17 protein-coding genes are annotated in these 16,206 nt (G+C 38.1%); 10 read left to right on the forward strand and 7 right to left on the reverse strand.

What is annotated here, in order from left to right; translation table 11 throughout:
• Positions 1–37: 37 nt before the first annotated feature.
• The 3 genes from LC418_RS02835 (at position 38) to LC418_RS02845 (ending at position 3,122) form a co-directional block, all read left to right on the forward strand.
• Complete coding sequence (locus LC418_RS02835; protein WP_116010304.1) at positions 38–976, forward strand: ribose-phosphate pyrophosphokinase; 939 nt, start codon at positions 38–40, stop codon at positions 974–976.
• A gap of 55 nt (positions 977–1,031) precedes the next feature.
• Positions 1,032–1,685, forward strand: a complete 654-nt coding sequence (locus LC418_RS02840; RefSeq protein ID WP_111954320.1) for a 50S ribosomal protein L25/general stress protein Ctc — start codon at positions 1,032–1,034, stop codon at positions 1,683–1,685.
• 216 nt (positions 1,686–1,901) lie between these two features.
• Positions 1,902–3,122 (forward strand): aminotransferase class V-fold PLP-dependent enzyme, encoded by a 1,221-nt coding sequence (locus LC418_RS02845; RefSeq protein ID WP_223558031.1) that lies wholly within the window; start codon positions 1,902–1,904, stop codon positions 3,120–3,122.
• A gap of 41 nt (positions 3,123–3,163) precedes the next feature.
• Here the strand turns inward: LC418_RS02845 and LC418_RS02850 are convergent, their stop codons facing one another.
• Positions 3,164–3,289, reverse strand: a complete 126-nt coding sequence (locus tag LC418_RS02850; protein ID WP_048501376.1) for a GNAT family acetyltransferase — start codon at positions 3,287–3,289, stop codon at positions 3,164–3,166.
• A gap of 196 nt (positions 3,290–3,485) precedes the next feature.
• Between LC418_RS02850 and LC418_RS02855 the strand changes: the two genes are divergently transcribed.
• Positions 3,486–4,118: an NAD(P)H-dependent oxidoreductase gene (locus LC418_RS02855; protein WP_223558032.1), complete on the forward strand. Its 633-nt coding sequence runs from the start codon at positions 3,486–3,488 to the stop codon at positions 4,116–4,118.
• A 61-nt stretch (positions 4,119–4,179) separates the two neighbouring features.
• Here the strand turns inward: LC418_RS02855 and hemE are convergent, their stop codons facing one another.
• The 6 genes from hemE to hemA all read right to left on the reverse strand — a co-directional run bounded on the left by hemE (position 4,180) and on the right by hemA (position 9,416).
• Positions 4,180–5,211: a uroporphyrinogen decarboxylase gene (gene hemE, locus LC418_RS02860; protein ID WP_111954328.1), complete on the reverse strand. Its 1,032-nt coding sequence runs from the start codon at positions 5,209–5,211 to the stop codon at positions 4,180–4,182.
• Positions 5,212–5,277: 66 nt separating this feature from the next.
• Positions 5,278–5,949 carry a uroporphyrinogen-III synthase gene (locus LC418_RS02865; protein WP_223558033.1) on the reverse strand — a complete coding sequence of 224 codons (672 nt, stop codon included), beginning with the start codon at positions 5,947–5,949 and terminating at the stop codon, positions 5,278–5,280.
• Between the two features lie 4 nt (positions 5,950–5,953).
• On the reverse strand, positions 5,954–6,610 hold the full coding sequence (locus LC418_RS02870) for a peptidoglycan recognition protein family protein (protein WP_223558034.1): 657 nt from the start codon (positions 6,608–6,610) through the stop codon (positions 5,954–5,956).
• A gap of 9 nt (positions 6,611–6,619) precedes the next feature.
• Positions 6,620–7,201 (reverse strand): DUF1287 domain-containing protein, encoded by a 582-nt coding sequence (locus LC418_RS02875; RefSeq protein WP_223558035.1) that lies wholly within the window; start codon positions 7,199–7,201, stop codon positions 6,620–6,622.
• A gap of 45 nt (positions 7,202–7,246) precedes the next feature.
• Positions 7,247–8,155, reverse strand: a complete 909-nt coding sequence (hemC, locus tag LC418_RS02880; RefSeq protein WP_223558036.1) for a hydroxymethylbilane synthase — start codon at positions 8,153–8,155, stop codon at positions 7,247–7,249.
• The gene (hemA, locus tag LC418_RS02885; RefSeq protein ID WP_111954338.1) at positions 8,142–9,416 is read right to left on the reverse strand and encodes a glutamyl-tRNA reductase; all 1,275 of its coding nucleotides are present in this window, start codon (positions 9,414–9,416) and stop codon (positions 8,142–8,144) included. Before hemA ends, hemC begins: the two co-directional genes overlap by 14 nt.
• Before the next feature lie 395 nt (positions 9,417–9,811).
• Between hemA and LC418_RS02890 the strand changes: the two genes are divergently transcribed.
• The 6 genes from LC418_RS02890 to LC418_RS02915 all read left to right on the forward strand — a co-directional run bounded on the left by LC418_RS02890 (position 9,812) and on the right by LC418_RS02915 (position 16,092).
• A complete protein-coding gene (locus LC418_RS02890) occupies positions 9,812–10,837 on the forward strand; it encodes a rod shape-determining protein (protein WP_034700899.1) in 1,026 nt (341 codons plus the stop codon).
• 28 nt (positions 10,838–10,865) lie between these two features.
• A complete protein-coding gene (gene mreC, locus LC418_RS02895) occupies positions 10,866–11,720 on the forward strand; it encodes a rod shape-determining protein MreC (RefSeq protein WP_111954340.1) in 855 nt (284 codons plus the stop codon).
• Positions 11,713–12,219 carry a hypothetical protein gene (locus tag LC418_RS02900; RefSeq protein ID WP_034724152.1) on the forward strand — a complete coding sequence of 169 codons (507 nt, stop codon included), beginning with the start codon at positions 11,713–11,715 and terminating at the stop codon, positions 12,217–12,219. Before mreC ends, LC418_RS02900 begins: the two co-directional genes overlap by 8 nt.
• Complete coding sequence (locus tag LC418_RS02905) at positions 12,216–14,222, forward strand: penicillin-binding transpeptidase domain-containing protein (protein WP_223558037.1); 2,007 nt, start codon at positions 12,216–12,218, stop codon at positions 14,220–14,222. Before LC418_RS02900 ends, LC418_RS02905 begins: the two co-directional genes overlap by 4 nt.
• On the forward strand, positions 14,219–15,448 hold the full coding sequence (gene rodA, locus LC418_RS02910) for a rod shape-determining protein RodA (protein WP_111954344.1): 1,230 nt from the start codon (positions 14,219–14,221) through the stop codon (positions 15,446–15,448). The genes LC418_RS02905 and rodA overlap by 4 nt, the downstream gene beginning before the upstream one ends.
• Positions 15,449–15,516: 68 nt before the next feature.
• Complete coding sequence (locus LC418_RS02915; RefSeq protein WP_223558038.1) at positions 15,517–16,092, forward strand: pentapeptide repeat-containing protein; 576 nt, start codon at positions 15,517–15,519, stop codon at positions 16,090–16,092.
• The last annotated feature ends 114 nt before the right edge of the window (positions 16,093–16,206 follow it).

Below are 16,206 nucleotides of genomic sequence, written 5' to 3' on the forward strand. Positions count from 1 at the left end.
TTTTTTTTTAAATTTGCAAAATCTTTAAAAAGTAAAAATGGCCGATCAGTTAAGTTATCTATTTTGTACAAGAACCAGTAAGGACTTGGCAGAAAACATTGCCCAATATTATGGGAAAGAGTTAGGGAAAATCAACTTTCAGGAGTTCAGCGACGGGGAATTCGAGCCTGTTTTGGATGAGTCAGTAAGAGGAGGACGAGTTTTCCTAATCGGATCTACCTTCCCGCCTGCAGACAATCTGCTGGAACTACTATTGATGATTGATGCTGCGAAAAGAGCTTCCGCAAAAAGCATTACTGTTGTAATTCCTTATTTCGGACTTGCGAGACAGGACAGAAAAGACAAGCCAAGAGCTCCGATAGGCGCAAAACTGGTTGCTAATTTATTAACAGCTGCAGGGGCAACAAGAATTATGACAATGGATCTGCATGCGGACCAGATTCAGGGATTCTTTGAAATTCCGGTAGATCATCTGTATGCTTCAAGTATCTTCGTAGATTATATCAGAGCTTTAAACCTGGATAATCTTACCATTGCTTCACCGGATATGGGAGGAGCAAAAAGAGCGAAGAACTACGCCGGTCACCTGAGTGCTGAAGTAGTAATTGCCTATAAAGAAAGAAAAAAAGCAAATGTTGTAGAAGAGATGTTCCTTATCGGTGATGTGGAAGGCAAAAATGTGATTCTTATTGATGATATGATCGATACTGCGGGTACACTTTGTAAAGCGGCAGATATCTTAATGGAAAAAGGAGCAAAATCAGTAAGAGCGATGGCTACTCACGGAGTACTTTCCGGAAAAGCATACGAAAATATTGAAAACTCTAAATTGCTGGAAGTTATTGTAACTGACTCAATTCCTGTTAAAAATAATTTGTCAACTAAAATAAAAGTGCTATCTTGCGCCCCATTATTTGCGGACGTTATGAAGATGGTTCATGAGCATCAATCAATTAGTAGCAAGTTTATTATTTAATTGATTTTTAGCGAGTTGCAAAATTAAACAAAAACAATTTTTTAAATTTTTATAAATGAAATCTATTACAATTCAAGGTACAAAAAGAGAAAGCGTGGGCAAAAAGTCTACAAAAGCTTTACGTGATGCTGAATTAGTTCCTTGTGTTGTTTATGGAGGTGAAGCACCTTTAAACTTCTCTGCTGAAGAGAAAGCTTTCAAAGGTTTAGTATACACTCCTGAAGCACACACGGTATCTATTGAACTAGACGGAAAAACAATTTCAGCTGTTCTTCAGGATATTCAGTTCCACCCAATTACGGACAAAATTTTACATGCAGACTTCTATCAGTTATCTGCTGATAAGCCAGTGATTATGGAAGTTCCTGTAAGAATTACCGGACGTTCTAAAGGTGTTGTGGCTGGTGGTGTTTTACGTCAGTCTTTCAGAAAATTAAAAGTGAAAGCTATCCCTGCAAACTTACCTGATGAGGTAGTTGTAGATGTTACTCCATTAAGAATCGGTAACAAGATTTATGTAGGAGGGATCAAAGCTGAAGGATATTCTTTCGTACACCCTGACAATGCAGTTGTAGTGGCTGTTAAGATGTCTAGAAATGCAATGAAAGGTGGTGCCGTAGCAGAAGATGATGAAGATGAAGAAGCAGCAGAAGAAGTGGCAACACAGTCTCCTGACGTTCCTACAACAGAAGAAAAATCTGCAGAATAATATTTGCTTATTCAACAAACCATATAAACCTGTCAATCTATTGGCAGGTTTTTATTTTGTGATAAAATGATGATAATTATATGAGGGCTATTCTGTTCATCGAATCTTTCTATCGCCTGACCAATATCAGCCTTTAAGCCACTATGTCCTTTCAGAAAAAAAGCCGTAAATTTGAAGTGTTCTAAATAAGAGCAATCTAATTTAAAATTTTAATAAATGTTTGACATTCAGGAAATAAGAAGTCAGTTTACTATATTAAACCGCGAAGTGAATGGTAAACCATTGGTTTACTTAGATAATGCAGCAACATCCCAGAAACCGGATTCTGTTTTAAAGGTCTGGAATGACTATTATACAGAGATTAATGCCAATGTTCATAGAGGAATTCATACATTAAGCCAGTTAGCTACCGAAGAAATGGAGCTTTCAAGAAGAAAGATTCAGAAATTTATCAATGCTAAACATGATTTTGAAGTCATTTTTACAAAGGGAACAACGGAAGGTCTGAACCTTATCGCCTACATTCTGACGCAGAAGCTTAAAAAAGATGATGAGATTATCATTTCTTACCTGGAACACCATTCCAATATTGTTCCATGGCAGCTGCTTTGCGAAAGGACTGGGGCAAAGCTAAGAGTAATCCCGATTGATGAAAATGGTATTCTTCAATTGAACTATCTGGATGAATTTCTTAGCGAGAAGACAAAAGTGGTTTCTGTAAACCAGGTTTCCAATGCTTTGGGAATTGTAAATCCTGTAGAAGAGATTATTGCCAGGACAAGAAAAAATTCAGATGCTTATATTGTGATTGACGGAGCCCAGTCTGCACCTCACTTCGAGATCGATGTACAGCAGATGGACTGTGATTTCTTTGTTTTTTCAGGACATAAGATGTATGCTCCGATGGGAACAGGCATCCTTTATGGAAAACAGGAAATCCTGGAAGATCTTCCGCCATTTCACGGAGGAGGGGAGATGATTGCTACATGTTCTTTCGATGGAACTACGTATGCCGGGCTTCCTTTTAAGTACGAAGCAGGAACTCCAAATGTTGGAGGGAATATTGCACTGGGTGCGGCTGTTGATTTTATTGAAAAAATAGGCAGACAAAATATCCAGAATCATGAAAATGCCTTACTGGAATATGCCCAGAGAAAACTCTTGGAGCTGGAAAACATAAAGATTTATGGAGAGAAGGCTAAAAGAGTAGGTGTAGTTTCCTTTAATCTGGAAGGAGTAGGAATATCTTCAGATGTAGGAATGATCCTGGATAAAATGGGAATTGCTGTGAGAACAGGCCACCACTGTACACAACCTATCATGGATTTTTTCAATATAGCCGGAACGGTAAGAGCAAGTTTTGCGGTCTATAATACTTTTGAAGAAATAGACAAGCTTGTGGAAGGAGTAAAGAAAGCTCAGAAAATGCTCGGATAATAAAAAAGCAGTTGTTTATCAACTGCTTTTTTATTTAATACTTACTCCCACGGAATACAATAACATTTCCCGTCAATAATAACCTGATAGTATCCAATGGCACATTCAAGGCAGATTTCTCCTCCGGCTACGATGGTTTTTAATTTTTCTTTGCTTAACTTTTTCATATTGTCGGTTTAAAGATTTGGTAATCAAATATAAATCCATAAAAGAGAAAATTTATAAAGATTCCAATTTCAGAGGCTTTTGATAGAAATCATCTGGATTATAAAATAATAGATTCTTACAATATTTCAAATAGCAATTTTTGTGGTTTATTGTCTTTATTCTTGGAGTAATTTTGCCTGGTCTAAATTTAATTTAATGGAATTAATTGAAAAATTGAACTGGAGATTTGCCACTAAAGCAATGAACGGTCAGAAAGTACCACAGGAAAAAGTGGATAAAATATTAGAAGCTGCAAGACTGGCACCTACATCCAGCGGGCTTCAGCCTTTTGAGATCATTGTAGTGACCAATCAGGAGGTAAAAGAACAGCTTAAGCCTCATGCATGGAATCAGCCGCAGATCACGGATTGTTCACATCTTTTGGTATTTGCCGCATGGGATAACTATACGGAGGAAAGAATCAACAGTATGTTTGATCTTACCAACGAAATCAGAGGCTTTAAAAATGAAGGCTGGGAAAACTACAGACAGATGTTGTTGGGAACTTATCCCCAGAGATCTGCTGAAGAAAACTTTACCCATGCTGCCAAGCAGGCTTATATTTCTTTTGGTGCTGCCATTATCGCAGCGGCTTTTGAAGAAGTGGATTCCACACCAATGGAAGGTTTCTCACCTGAAGCTGTGGATGAAGTTTTGAATCTGAAAGAAAAAGGACTGAAGAGCGTATTGTTGCTGCCAATCGGTTACAGAGATGCATCAAATGACTGGTTGGTGAATCTTACGAAAGTGAGAAAGCCTAAAGAAGCTTTTATTACAGAAGTGAATTAATCAGTTGATAAAAAAAATCCCTTTCAAAACAATTGAAAGGAATTTTTTTATAATTTTTAATTTAAAGATTCGGTTTCCAGTCAACAACCGCTCTGATGAATGCTTCTGCGTTTTCAACGGGAATATTAGGTAAAATTCCGTGTCCGAGGTTAGCAATATATCTGTCTTTTCCAAAACGGTTGATCATCTCAGTTACCATTTTTTTGATGGTTTCCGGAGTAGAATGTAATCTTGCAGGATCAAAATTTCCCTGAAGCGTCATCGTATGGTTCGTTAATGTTCTTGCAAATTCCGGAGTAATCGTCCAGTCCACACCCAAAGCAGATGCTTTAGACATCGTCATGTCCTCAAGAGCAAACCAGCATCCTTTTCCAAATACCACGACATGGGTAAGAGGGCTTAATGCTTCAACGATCTGATTGATATACTGCCATGAGAATTCCTGATAATCCGTAGGAGAAAGCATTCCACCCCATGAATCAAAAACCTGAACCGCAGAAACTCCTTTTTCAACTTTTCTTTTTAAATATGCAATGGTAGTGTCTGTGATCTTCTGAAGCAGTAAATGAGCTGCTTCCGGCTGCTGGAAACAGAATGATTTTGCAATATCAAACGCTTTGCTTCCCTTTCCTTCCACACAATAGCACAGGATCGTCCATGGAGACCCCGCAAAACCGATCAATGGAATTTCATTATCCAGCTTTTGAAGAGTCAGTTCAATTGCATCAAAAACATAACCTAGCGTATCATTAACATCAGGAACTTCAATATTCTGCACCTGTTCCGCCGTTCTGATAGGATTGTCCAGCCACGGGCCAACTGATTCCTTCATTTTGAAATCAATTCCCATTGCCTGAGGAACTACAAGAATGTCAGAGAAAAGGATCGCAGCATCCAACGGAAATCTTTTGATGGGCTGTATCGTGATTTCAGCAGCCAGCTCGGGAGTCTGACATCTTGTGAAGAAGTCGTACTTATCCCGGAGAGCAATGAATTCCGGCAGATATCTTCCGGCCTGTCTCATCATCCATACCGGCGGTCTTTCTACAGTTTCTCCGCGGAGTGCTTTTAAATATAAGTCGTTTTTAATCATAATTTATTTAAACTAATACGGCCGTTGCCGGCACTCATTATTTTTACCAGCCAGGCGTGCGGCTGTTTAAAGTTCCTTTTTTATCAATTCAAAAATGGAAGCCAGATTATTTTCTTCTGATGTAAAGATTTCTTCTGTAGTGTGCTTTCTGAGCTCACCTGAGGTAGTTTCCCCGATGGAAAAAATCTTCATTCCTTCTAAAGAGTTGAGTTTTGCAAAACTACGAACTCCGCTTGGACTAAAAAAAACTGCAGCATGATATTTTTCAGGTACGGAAGGATAGAGCTCTTCGGTTTTATAAATCGTGATCTTTTTGTAGCTGATATTCTGCAAAGGCAGATCATTATCCAGGACATCTATGGCAAGATTACCGCAGAAGTGAAGGAATTGTTCGTGCTGGCAGTTTCCGATGATAAATCTTGAAAGGGTTTCCGCATTTTTCAGAACTTTAAATGTTCCGAAACCGTGTTTTCTCAGTTCACGTTTCGTCTTTTCACCAACGCAATATATTTTATTGTAGTTTTTTGCTGTAAAATCCTCGTTGGGTTTAAACTGATTGTTGAAAAATGAAATCACCCCGTTGACACTGGTGAAAATCAGGGAATAATTCTTTAAGTCAAATGCAGCTGTTTTTATAGGCTCTGTCCTGATTACCTCAATACATTCAGCCGAAATATCCGATCCTAATTCTTTGGATAACAGCGGGGCATCTATAATTTTGGTAAACAGAATTTTCATTAAATTAAGGTTTGTCTTTTAAATGCAGATCAGTCACTAACAGTCTTACTTTCGTCATAAAATCTTTCCCCGGATCGTCTTTGACAGTAAAATAATCCGGATCCGTCTCTTTCCAAAGTTTAGAACCTCTGAATACACCATATTCTGAATGGCCTATCAGATATTCTATATTGTATTTTTTAGTCAAATGCCTAATCAGTTGAGCATTGGATAAAACCTGTTTTTCTGTAAGCGGCTGCTTCCTGCTTCCTATATTTTCAATGCCGATTGCACAGTAATTAAGGCCTATCGTGTGTCTTGCAAACATATTAGGCTCCATAAGCTGGTAAATGGTGCCATCCCGGTCTACAATAAACTGTGAAGAGACATTTAAAGTGCTCTGTTTCTTTAAAACATTTCTGGCAGATTCCAGGTGAGTTTTATTGAAATATTTATAATTGGTTTCAACAGTTCCACCTGCAGTATAATGCAGAACAATTATTTTGGGAGAAATTGTTGGTGAGTTTTGTACAATATGATGATGATCTTTAAGGTACTCCAAACTTAAACGGACTCTCTCCTGAGAATAATCGATAGGCTTGTTGACGATTTTAAACTCGTTGGTTTGAGCTTTCGTATAACATGATAACAATACAAATAAAGCATAGATGAGGTTTTTCATAAAAGCAGCTTATTTGGGGTATTGATAATGTCCTGTGATGGTATATTTAAAGAGACAGTCTTCCAAAACCTGTCCGCCTCCTATATTATGCACAACCAGGAATCTTTTTCCATCAGCAGATTTTTTATTGACAACAATTCCGATGTGCGTCAGGTTTCCCGGTAAAATCCACGTTACAATATCTCCCGGAACATAAAGTGCGGGATTGGTTTCAGTAGATTTTACTTTTCCAAATTTAGAAAAAAATACGGCAAGATTGGGAACCCTTCTGTGATCAATATTCGTGTCAGGTTTTTTTAATCCCCAGGTTTTCGGATACTTTGAAAAGTTCTTTACCATATCCTCATGTACTTCTTTTTGCAGATCAATACCAAGTTTTCTATAGGCTCTTATAATAACATCTGTGCAAACTCCTTTGTCAGCCGGGACATCACCGTTGGGATATTTGAGGACAAAATAGGCAGGATCGTACTTAACGGAGCTGTCTATTAGCGTCAAAGCAGAACTGGACAGCTGAAGCCCAAATTTATTCTGCGCATTTGCAATAAATACACAAAATAGAAATACGAATAAAAAAAAGGATTTTTTCATTGTTCTGCACTTACGAATATAAACGTTCAATCTGTTTAAAAATTCTTAATACGAATTCTTAATTTCAGTCATCAGTTCTTTTCCGCCGTTTTCAAGAACGATTTTGGCGAACTTCTCTCCAAAATTTTCAGTGTCATTATATTCAAAGTTCTCATCGGTAGCAATACAGTTTTTGCCATCCAATGAGCAAAGAGCGGCTTTGAAGCGGATCTGGTTTTCGATCATCTCAGCAAAAGCTCCGATTGGGGCGGTGCATCCGCCTTCCAGTGTGCTCAGGAAATTTCTTTCGATCTCTACACAGATCTGGGTTTTCTTATGATTAATCTGGCTTAGGATTTCATTGATCTCTGTTTTATCAGAATGTCCGGCAACAGCAATGACTCCCTGCGAAGCAGCCGGGATCATTAGCGGAAGCATTTCATAATCAATGTCCATTTTCATTCTTTTGATTCCTGCCAGAGAAAGAATAGTAGCATCAAAATCTCCTTCTTCCAGTTTCTGGAGACGGGTCTGGATATTCCCGCGGATATCAGAAAACTCAGCAAGAGGATAATTCTTTAACCAGAATGCTCTTCTTCTTAAGCTGCTTGTGGCTAGCTTAAGTTCATGGAACTCTTTATTTCTTGAAGATTCTTTTCTGATCAGTACGTCCTGAGGGAAATCTCTTTCCAGGTAAGCAACGATCTCGATATTTTGAGGCAGTTGCGTCGGAACATCCTTTAAAGAGTGAACGGCAATATCAATTTCGTCATTCAATAGAGCAACATCAAGGTCTCTTGTAAAAACCCCGGTGATTCCTAATGAATAAAGTGGTTGATTTAAGTTTTTGTCGCCGGAAGATACAATAGGAACAATTTCCGTTAAATAATTACGATTTTGAAGGTTCCTGGCAACCTCTCTTGCCTGCCAAAGTGCCAATGCGGAATTTCTTGTTCCAATTCTAATGCTTTTCATTGAATTCGTTGTTTGGTTGTTCAACTAATATTTCGTGCATTAATTTACTAATTTCTTCGGCTTTTAAAGGATTGTCGATGATAAATTTTGCAAAACGGTTGGTAATTTTCTGGATCATTTTGTCAGAAAGCTCCATGTCCGTGATGTTTATGTATTTATTTTTTTTATAAAAATTATGCATTTCATTGCGTTCCATATTCTTGAGAACAGCTTTGAAATGGTGAATATTGGGTGCCAGCTTTCTCTTTTTTTCCCATTCCAGAAACTCTTTCATCAGCTCTTTAATGATTTTTTCAGCTTTTGGAATTTCTTTTTCCCGCTGCTGAATCGTTTCCTGGATTTGTTTGGAAAGCTCATCTACATCAATCAGGGTTACATTTTCATTCTCGGTAACATTTTTTTCAACGTTGTGAGGAATAGAAAGGTCGATCACCAAGGTTTCTTTCCCGTTCGGGAAATGAGATTTGTTGATGATAGGATGTTTGGCTCCTGTGGCAACAATAAGAATGTCCGTGTTTTTTAATTCCCTGTCAAAATCAGAATAATCAACATGAGGAATACTGTATTTTTGGGAAATTTTTTCAGCTTTTTCCTGAGTTCTGTTAGCAATTTTAATTTTTGGCTGATAAACATGTTTGACCAGGTTTTCAACCGTATTTTGCCCGATCTCACCCACACCCAAAAGAAGAATGTTCTTTTCTGTAATTTTCTTCTGGCTGTTTAAAATATAATGAACGGCAGCATAAGACACGGAAGCGGCTCCGTTGGAAATTCCTGTCTCATTTTTAATTCTTTTCGAAATCTGGATCGCTGCATTGATGGCTCTTTCCAGATATGGATTGGAATTCTGTCTTTCTTTTTTAAAACGGCTGTATGCTTTTTTGATTTGTCCGATGATCTCAAAATCTCCGATAATCTGGCTTTCCAGTCCGGCTGCCACCCTGAAAAGATGGATAAGGGCCTCTTCTTTGGTCAGAATATTGGCAAACTGAAGAAAATCCGTAAGGTTTACTCCGATTGTCTTGCAGTATTCTTCTGCTACCAGGAGATAATTTGGAGAAGTGGTATAGATCTCGGTTCTGTTACAGGTAGAAACCACAAATGCATCTCCTAAATCCATAGTATGGACCCTGGCGACAAAATTCTTGATGTTATCATCAAAAAATGCAAACTTCCCTCTCGTTTCCACATCAGCCTTTTCATAGCTAATGGAAAGTACAGCAAAGTTTGAGGTCTGATGGATATTGGAATACTGTAACATAAGCAGCGCAAATTTACGGATTTTTTAATTAATCATTCTCTGATAATGTATATGATAATTATCGTGAAAAACTATGGTGATAAGGAAGAAAAAAGAAGTAGGAAGAGAAAGCTTCTAAGCTTATAAAATAACTCGTAGCGTAGAAATATTTTATAATCAACCTATTATAATCTTGCTGATGTTATTTTATTGCTTTTAACGGAAGTGTTTTTATCTTTTGGCTCTGTCTTTTCTCCCGGTCAATTTTAGTTTAAATCAGGCTCCGTAAATGATTAAATCAAAAGTTAATAAACAATTGTGAATTTTAATAAAATTTTAACCAAATTATATTCATGTTAAATTTCTTTAGTGGTGTTAAATTTATATCTTTGTAATCTTAAAATCAGAAGAAAAATATGAGTTTATTTGATATGTTTACGCAAGAAATTGCGATAGACCTTGGTACTGCCAATACCCTTATCATCCATAATAATAAAATTGTTATAGATCAACCGTCAATTGTTGCAATTGAACGTTCTACGGGTAGGCCGATTGCCGTCGGTGAGCAGGCTAAGCATATGCAGGGTAAAACTCATGAGGACATCAAAACAATCCGTCCGTTGAAAGATGGTGTTATTGCAGATTTCCACGCTTCTGAACACATGATTAAGGAATTTATCAAAAAGATTCCCGGAATTAAAGGCAGATTTATTCAGCCGGCACTAAGAATCGTTATCTGTATCCCTTCCGGTATTACTGAAGTTGAGAAGAGAGCGGTAAGAGATTCTGCTCAGAAAGTAAACGCAAAAGAAGTAAGACTGATCTACGAACCAATGGCTGCAGCAATAGGAGTCGGAATCGATGTGCAGAAACCTGAAGGAAATATGATCATCGACATAGGTGGTGGTACTACGGAAATTGCGGTTGTAGCTTTAGGAGGTATTGTATGTGACAAATCTGTGAAAATTGCAGGTGATGTATTTACAAATGACATTGCTTACTATCTGAGAACTCACCATAATCTTTACATTGGGGAAAGAACAGCTGAAAGAATTAAAATTGAAGTTGGTTCCGCAGTGGAAGATCTTGATGTTGATATTGAAGATATCCCGGTACAGGGTAGAGACCTTATTACAGGAAAGCCAAAAGAGATCATGGTAGGATATAAGGAAATTGCACGTGCATTGGACAAATCTATCATCAGAATTGAAGACGCTGTAATGGAAACACTTTCTCTTACTCCGCCAGAATTGGCTGCCGATATTTATAAAACGGGTATCTATCTTGCTGGTGGAGGTGCTTTATTAAGAGGCCTTGCGGACAGATTGCACAAAAAAACCGGTCTTCCTGTATTTGTTGCAGAAGATCCGTTGAGAGCTGTTGTTCGTGGAACAGGTATTGCCCTTAAGAATATGGATAAATTCAATTTCTTAATTAAATAATTTTAACCTTTTACGACTATATATCTGAATGGGATTTTTGCTGAGACTATTTTCGAAGAACGCCCTTTTTGTCTTCTTTATATTCCTGCAGATTGTTGCTCTGGTTCTGATATTCTCTAAAAATGCCATGCAGAAATCATGGGTAGCTGGCCAGTCGGCTGCGCTGAATTCATGGATTTCGGGGTATATTGATGAAGGAGTTTCATATCTGAAGCTGAAGCAGATCAATGAAGATCTTGTTGCCCAGAACAAAGCCCTGATGACCCAGCTTTATGGCAAAGAAGGGGCAAAAAATCCTGTATTCAGAAAAGTACATGATACATTAGGCGGTGGCCAGATCTATACCTTTGTAGATGGCGAAATCGTCTTTAACAGTATCAACAGAAGAAATAATTATTTTACCATTAATCGCGGCCGCAGAGACGGTGTTTTTCCTCAGATGGGCGTAATGGCTCCTAAAGGGATTGCCGGAATTGTAATCAACTCTACGGACAGCTATGCTTTGGTTCAGTCTGTTCTGAGTGTTAACAGGATCAGAATCAACGCTTCGTTGAAAAATTCAGGATATTTCGGAACTTTAACATGGAATGGTGATAATTCCAGGGTGATGCATCTTGCAGACATCCCTAAATATGTTGCCTTAAAAGTAGGTGATACCGTTGTTACAGACGGTAAATCAGCTATTTTCCCTAAAGGGGTAATGATTGGTACTATTGCCGGATATTCTGTAGATAATAAAACAGGTTTCTGGGATATCTCGGTAGAGCTGAGTGAAAAAATGGGAGCTTTAAGCAAAGTATTTGTTGTAAAGAACCTTAAAAAAGCTGAGGTACAGAGAATTCAGGATACATTGCAGACCGTAATAAAAAAAGAAAATGATTAGCAGGACTCTATTTACCGATATATTGATCATGATCTTCCTGGTTGCATTACAGATTTTTGTACTGAACAGGATCACTATTTTCGGAAAGTACACCCCGGTTCTTTATCCGGTATTCGTCATGTTTTATCCTTTCTTCAGAAATAAATATCAGTTTTTAGCTTTAAGCTTTTTAATAGGACTTTCTGTGGACGCATTTCTCTACTCATGGGGAATCAATGCTTTTGCAACAACATTGATCGCTTATTTCAGAACCTTGATCTTCAGAACTTCCACAGATACTTCCACAGACTTTTTCTCTTTTCAGTCCCTTCAATGGGCGCAGTTTTTACTGTTTCTGTTTTCGAGTATCTTCCTGCATCAGCTTTTAGTGCAGTATATAGAATTTTTTAAATTTAGCCGTTTTTTTGAAATATTACTTAATGTGGTGATCACAAGTATAATTTCCTTTATATTTATAGTGGTTTACGCATTAATATTTAAAATCAAACAAAAAGTTTGAACACACGTTATTTAAAAATTTTTTCTGCCCTCGTATTCATCGCCCTTATTTTTGTGGCGAGGCTTGCTTATTTGCAGCTGTTTACAGACCGTTATGCTTTAAATGCAGCAAACACATCTATTAAAATTGAATACGTTATCCCGCAGAGAGGAGTTGTTTTTGACAGGAACGGAAAGATCCTAGTAGGAAACCAGCCTGCCTATGAGATTTCCTTTACGCAGGCCTTAATGAAACCGGATTTTGATACCGTCGGGTTTTGTAATCTGATGCAGATCAGTAAAGCGGATTTTATTAAAAGAATCGAGATCATCAAAAAGGAAAAATACTATTCAAAGCTGACTCCTATGACCTTTCTGAAGGACCTCAGCAGGGAAGATATTGCCAGGGTGCAGGAAATTATTTTCAAATATCCGGCATTCAGTATTGTTTCCAGACCTCAGCGTCAGTATGAAGTGGCCACTTCCGGAAACCTTTTAGGGTATACCAGTGAAGTGAATGAAAGAGAAATTAAAAAAGATTCCATTTATTACCTTCCCGGAGACTTTATCGGGAAAACAGGAGTTGAGAAATCTTATGAGAAAGATCTTCGCGGTATAAAAGGGATGAAATATATTCAGAAAGATATTAAGCTTCGGAATATTGGTTCATACAAAAACGGTGCATTAGATAAAGATGTGGTTACCGGTAAAGATATTACCTTAACAATTGACTATGACCTGCAAAGGATGGCTGAAGAAATGCTGGTTGACAAGCATGGTGCAATTGTAGCAATAGACCCGAATAATGGGGAAATTCTTACCCTGGCAACAGGCCCGGATATTGACCCCAACTTATTTACAGGTCCTTACAAGTCAAAGAACCTTTACGCATTATCAAAAGATACCTTATACGAAAACAAGCCTACATTTGACAGGTCTGTTCAGGCAGCTTACCCTCCGGGTTCTACCTTCAAGTTGCTGACTGCCCTGGCAGGAATGCAGATGGGAGTAATGGATGAGAATACGGTTTTCCCTTGTGGAGGCGGATTTTATTATAAGGGGTTAAGAATTAAAGGACATGGTGGAGCAGATCCTCTTATTCCTTCTATCCAGGTTTCCAGTAACTGTTATTTTTCGCATGCATTTATTGCTATCATGAATAAATATCCGGGTGATCCTTCCAAAGGAGTTGATGAATGGAAAAAAATCATGAGCAGCTTTGGAGTAGGAGAGTATCTGAATAATGATATTGCCGTAGGTTCTCCAGGTAGAATTCCTACCGGGAAGTTTTACGAAAAAAGAAGCGGAAAGAAAAACTGGAGCTCAGACTATACGATGAATGGTTCTATTTTTAATGGAATGGGTCAGGGTGACGTTTTGGTAACCCCTCTTCAGTTGGCGAATTATGTTGCTGCCATTGCCAATAAAGGCTGGTTTTACACCCCCCATATCGTTAAATCTATTGATGGCAAGCCGAATCCTGATCCAAGATTTAAGACTAAACATAAAACCCTTGTAGATCCTAAACATTTCGAACCTGTACTGAAAGGTATGGAGGCTGTGGTCTTGAGAGGTACTGCAAGAAGCTTGAAATCCAACGACTTTACCCAGCTTGCAAAAACAGGGACTGCACAGGTTCCTCAGGGAAAAGACAATTCTATCTTTGTATTGATTGCTCCTGCGGACAAACCTAGAATTGTAGTAGCAGCAGTAATGGAACATGCTGGATTTGGAGCAACATGGGCAGGTCCCGCCTGTACCGTGATCGCTGAAAAATATATAACCGGGGATCTTAAGAGAGAAAATCTTTACAAGAAGATGACCAGTGCCAGCTTTATGCCTGAGTACAAAAGGCAGTGGGTAGCAGATCTCAAACGTAAAGGATTGTATAAAGATCCTAAAGTAGATTCTGTTAAGCTGAAAAGACAACAGGACAGCCTGAACTTTATCAAAGAGCAGAAAGCAAAACTGAAGAAGAAAATAGAAGAAGAAACAAAGAACAACACTAAAAACGTAAAGCGATGAAGTGGGCAGAAGGAATAGATAAACTAGGACTCGGGCTATATTTTCTGCTTTGCATTTTTGCGATTGCAAATATTTATAGTGTTGATCAGAAACTTGGAGAAAAACAGTTGATTTTCTTCTGTATATCCCTATTTGTGGGGCTTATTATATTCGTAGGGAGAAGTAAGTTCTTCGAGAACATGTCTGCGATTATCTACATTGGCGGTGTTTTGCTTCTCATTGGGCTTTTCCCGTTTGGGAAAGAAATCCTTGGCCAGAAAAACTGGTATAAGTTCGGAAGCTTTACGATGCAGCCGGTAGAATTTGCGAAAATAGGAACCGCTCTTATGCTTGCCAACTATGTCTCCGGACCGGATTTTAATTTGAAAGTTAAAAAATCACTCTGGACTGTTTTAGCTATTATCGGGATTCCAGCAGTAGTCGTTTTGGCGATTCCGGATGTGGGTTCCATGCTTGTATTTATAGCATTCTTTATAGCATTATACAGAGAAGGCCTGAATGGGCTTCTGTTTGGAATTGGGTTTATTTTTGCTGGAGTCTTTTTAGTCTCTCTTGCTATACCTCCTGTTTATGTGGCATTGACGGTAGTTGTAATTGCCGGGATTTTGATCGCCATGAATTATCACAGAATGTCTTGGGATGTAATTTCTATTTCAGGAATTGCCGGTTCAATTCTGCTGTTGTGCGGATTGGCTTTTGGCTCACCCTATATTCTGGAAAAACTTCCAAAGCACCAGAGAGAAAGAATTGAGGTTCTTTACAAAGGAGAAAAAGCGTTCAGAGATACTTCCGGGTACAACTTATTATATTCAAAAACAGCTATAGGATCCGGTGGGCTTGTAGGAAAAGGATACCGTGAAGGATCGGTAACACAGGGAAAATTTGTTCCCGAGCAGGAAACCGATTATATTTTCTGTACAGTAGGCGAAGAATGGGGCTTTATAGGAAGCGCCGTGCTGGTTTTATGCTACATGATCTACATCGGACGCATCTATTATCTCGCAGAACAGCAAAAATCTACTTTTAACAGGGTATTTGGGTATTGCTTTGCTTCCATCCTCATGATGCACTTTACCATCAATTTAGGAATGGTTATGGGGTTATTCCCGACGGTGGGTATTCCGCTTCCTTACTTCAGTTATGGAGGAAGCTCGCTGCTTGCCTTTTCTATGATGACTTTTATTTTCTTTAAACTGAATTATTCGGATAAGAACAGTCTGGTATAACTGTAAGCTCATTTTCATATTCCCTAAATATAGAAGGAAATAGACCCATTCGCATAAAAACAGACCTGATGCAAGCATATATTCTGGATCAAAATTATCAAAACATAAACTTTAATGAACAGCCTTTCGAAAAAGGGGAATATGAGAACTGCACCTTCAGAAACTGTAGCTTTGAATATGCAGATCTTTCAGGTTTCAGCTTTACGGACTGCAAATTTTCCGGATGTAATCTGAGTATGGCAAAACTGGTGAAAACCTCTTTTCATGACACAGCTTTCATAGAATGTAAAATGTTCGGGCTTCAGTTTAATGACTGCAACGATTTCGGACTTTCCTTTACATTTGATGAATGTCTACTGAATGATGCCGTATTCTACAAAACTTCAATTAAGAAAACAGTATTTAAAAATTCCAGATTAATTGAAACCGATTTTGCTGAATGCGATGTGTCCAATTCAATATTTTTAGAATGTGATCTTTCCAGAGCCATTTTCGACAATACCAACCTTGAAAAAACAGATTTCAGGACTTCCTTCAATTATTCTATAGATCCTTCCGTAAATCGTCTTAAAAAGGCTAAATTTTCCCTTTCTGAGGTACATGGACTTCTTTATAAACTGGACATTGAAATTGATAGGGATTAGGCGATAACGGAAGATGTCTTCTGCTTGAATAATTAAAATTTAATAGAGGTGGGCTTTAAGCCCGCCTTTGTATTTAATATATTCTTCTACGGCTTTAGCCAAAATAATTATTCC

Source organism: Chryseobacterium lathyri, from assembly GCF_019970085.1.
In the GTDB taxonomy this organism is placed as follows: domain Bacteria; phylum Bacteroidota; class Bacteroidia; order Flavobacteriales; family Weeksellaceae; genus Chryseobacterium; species Chryseobacterium lathyri.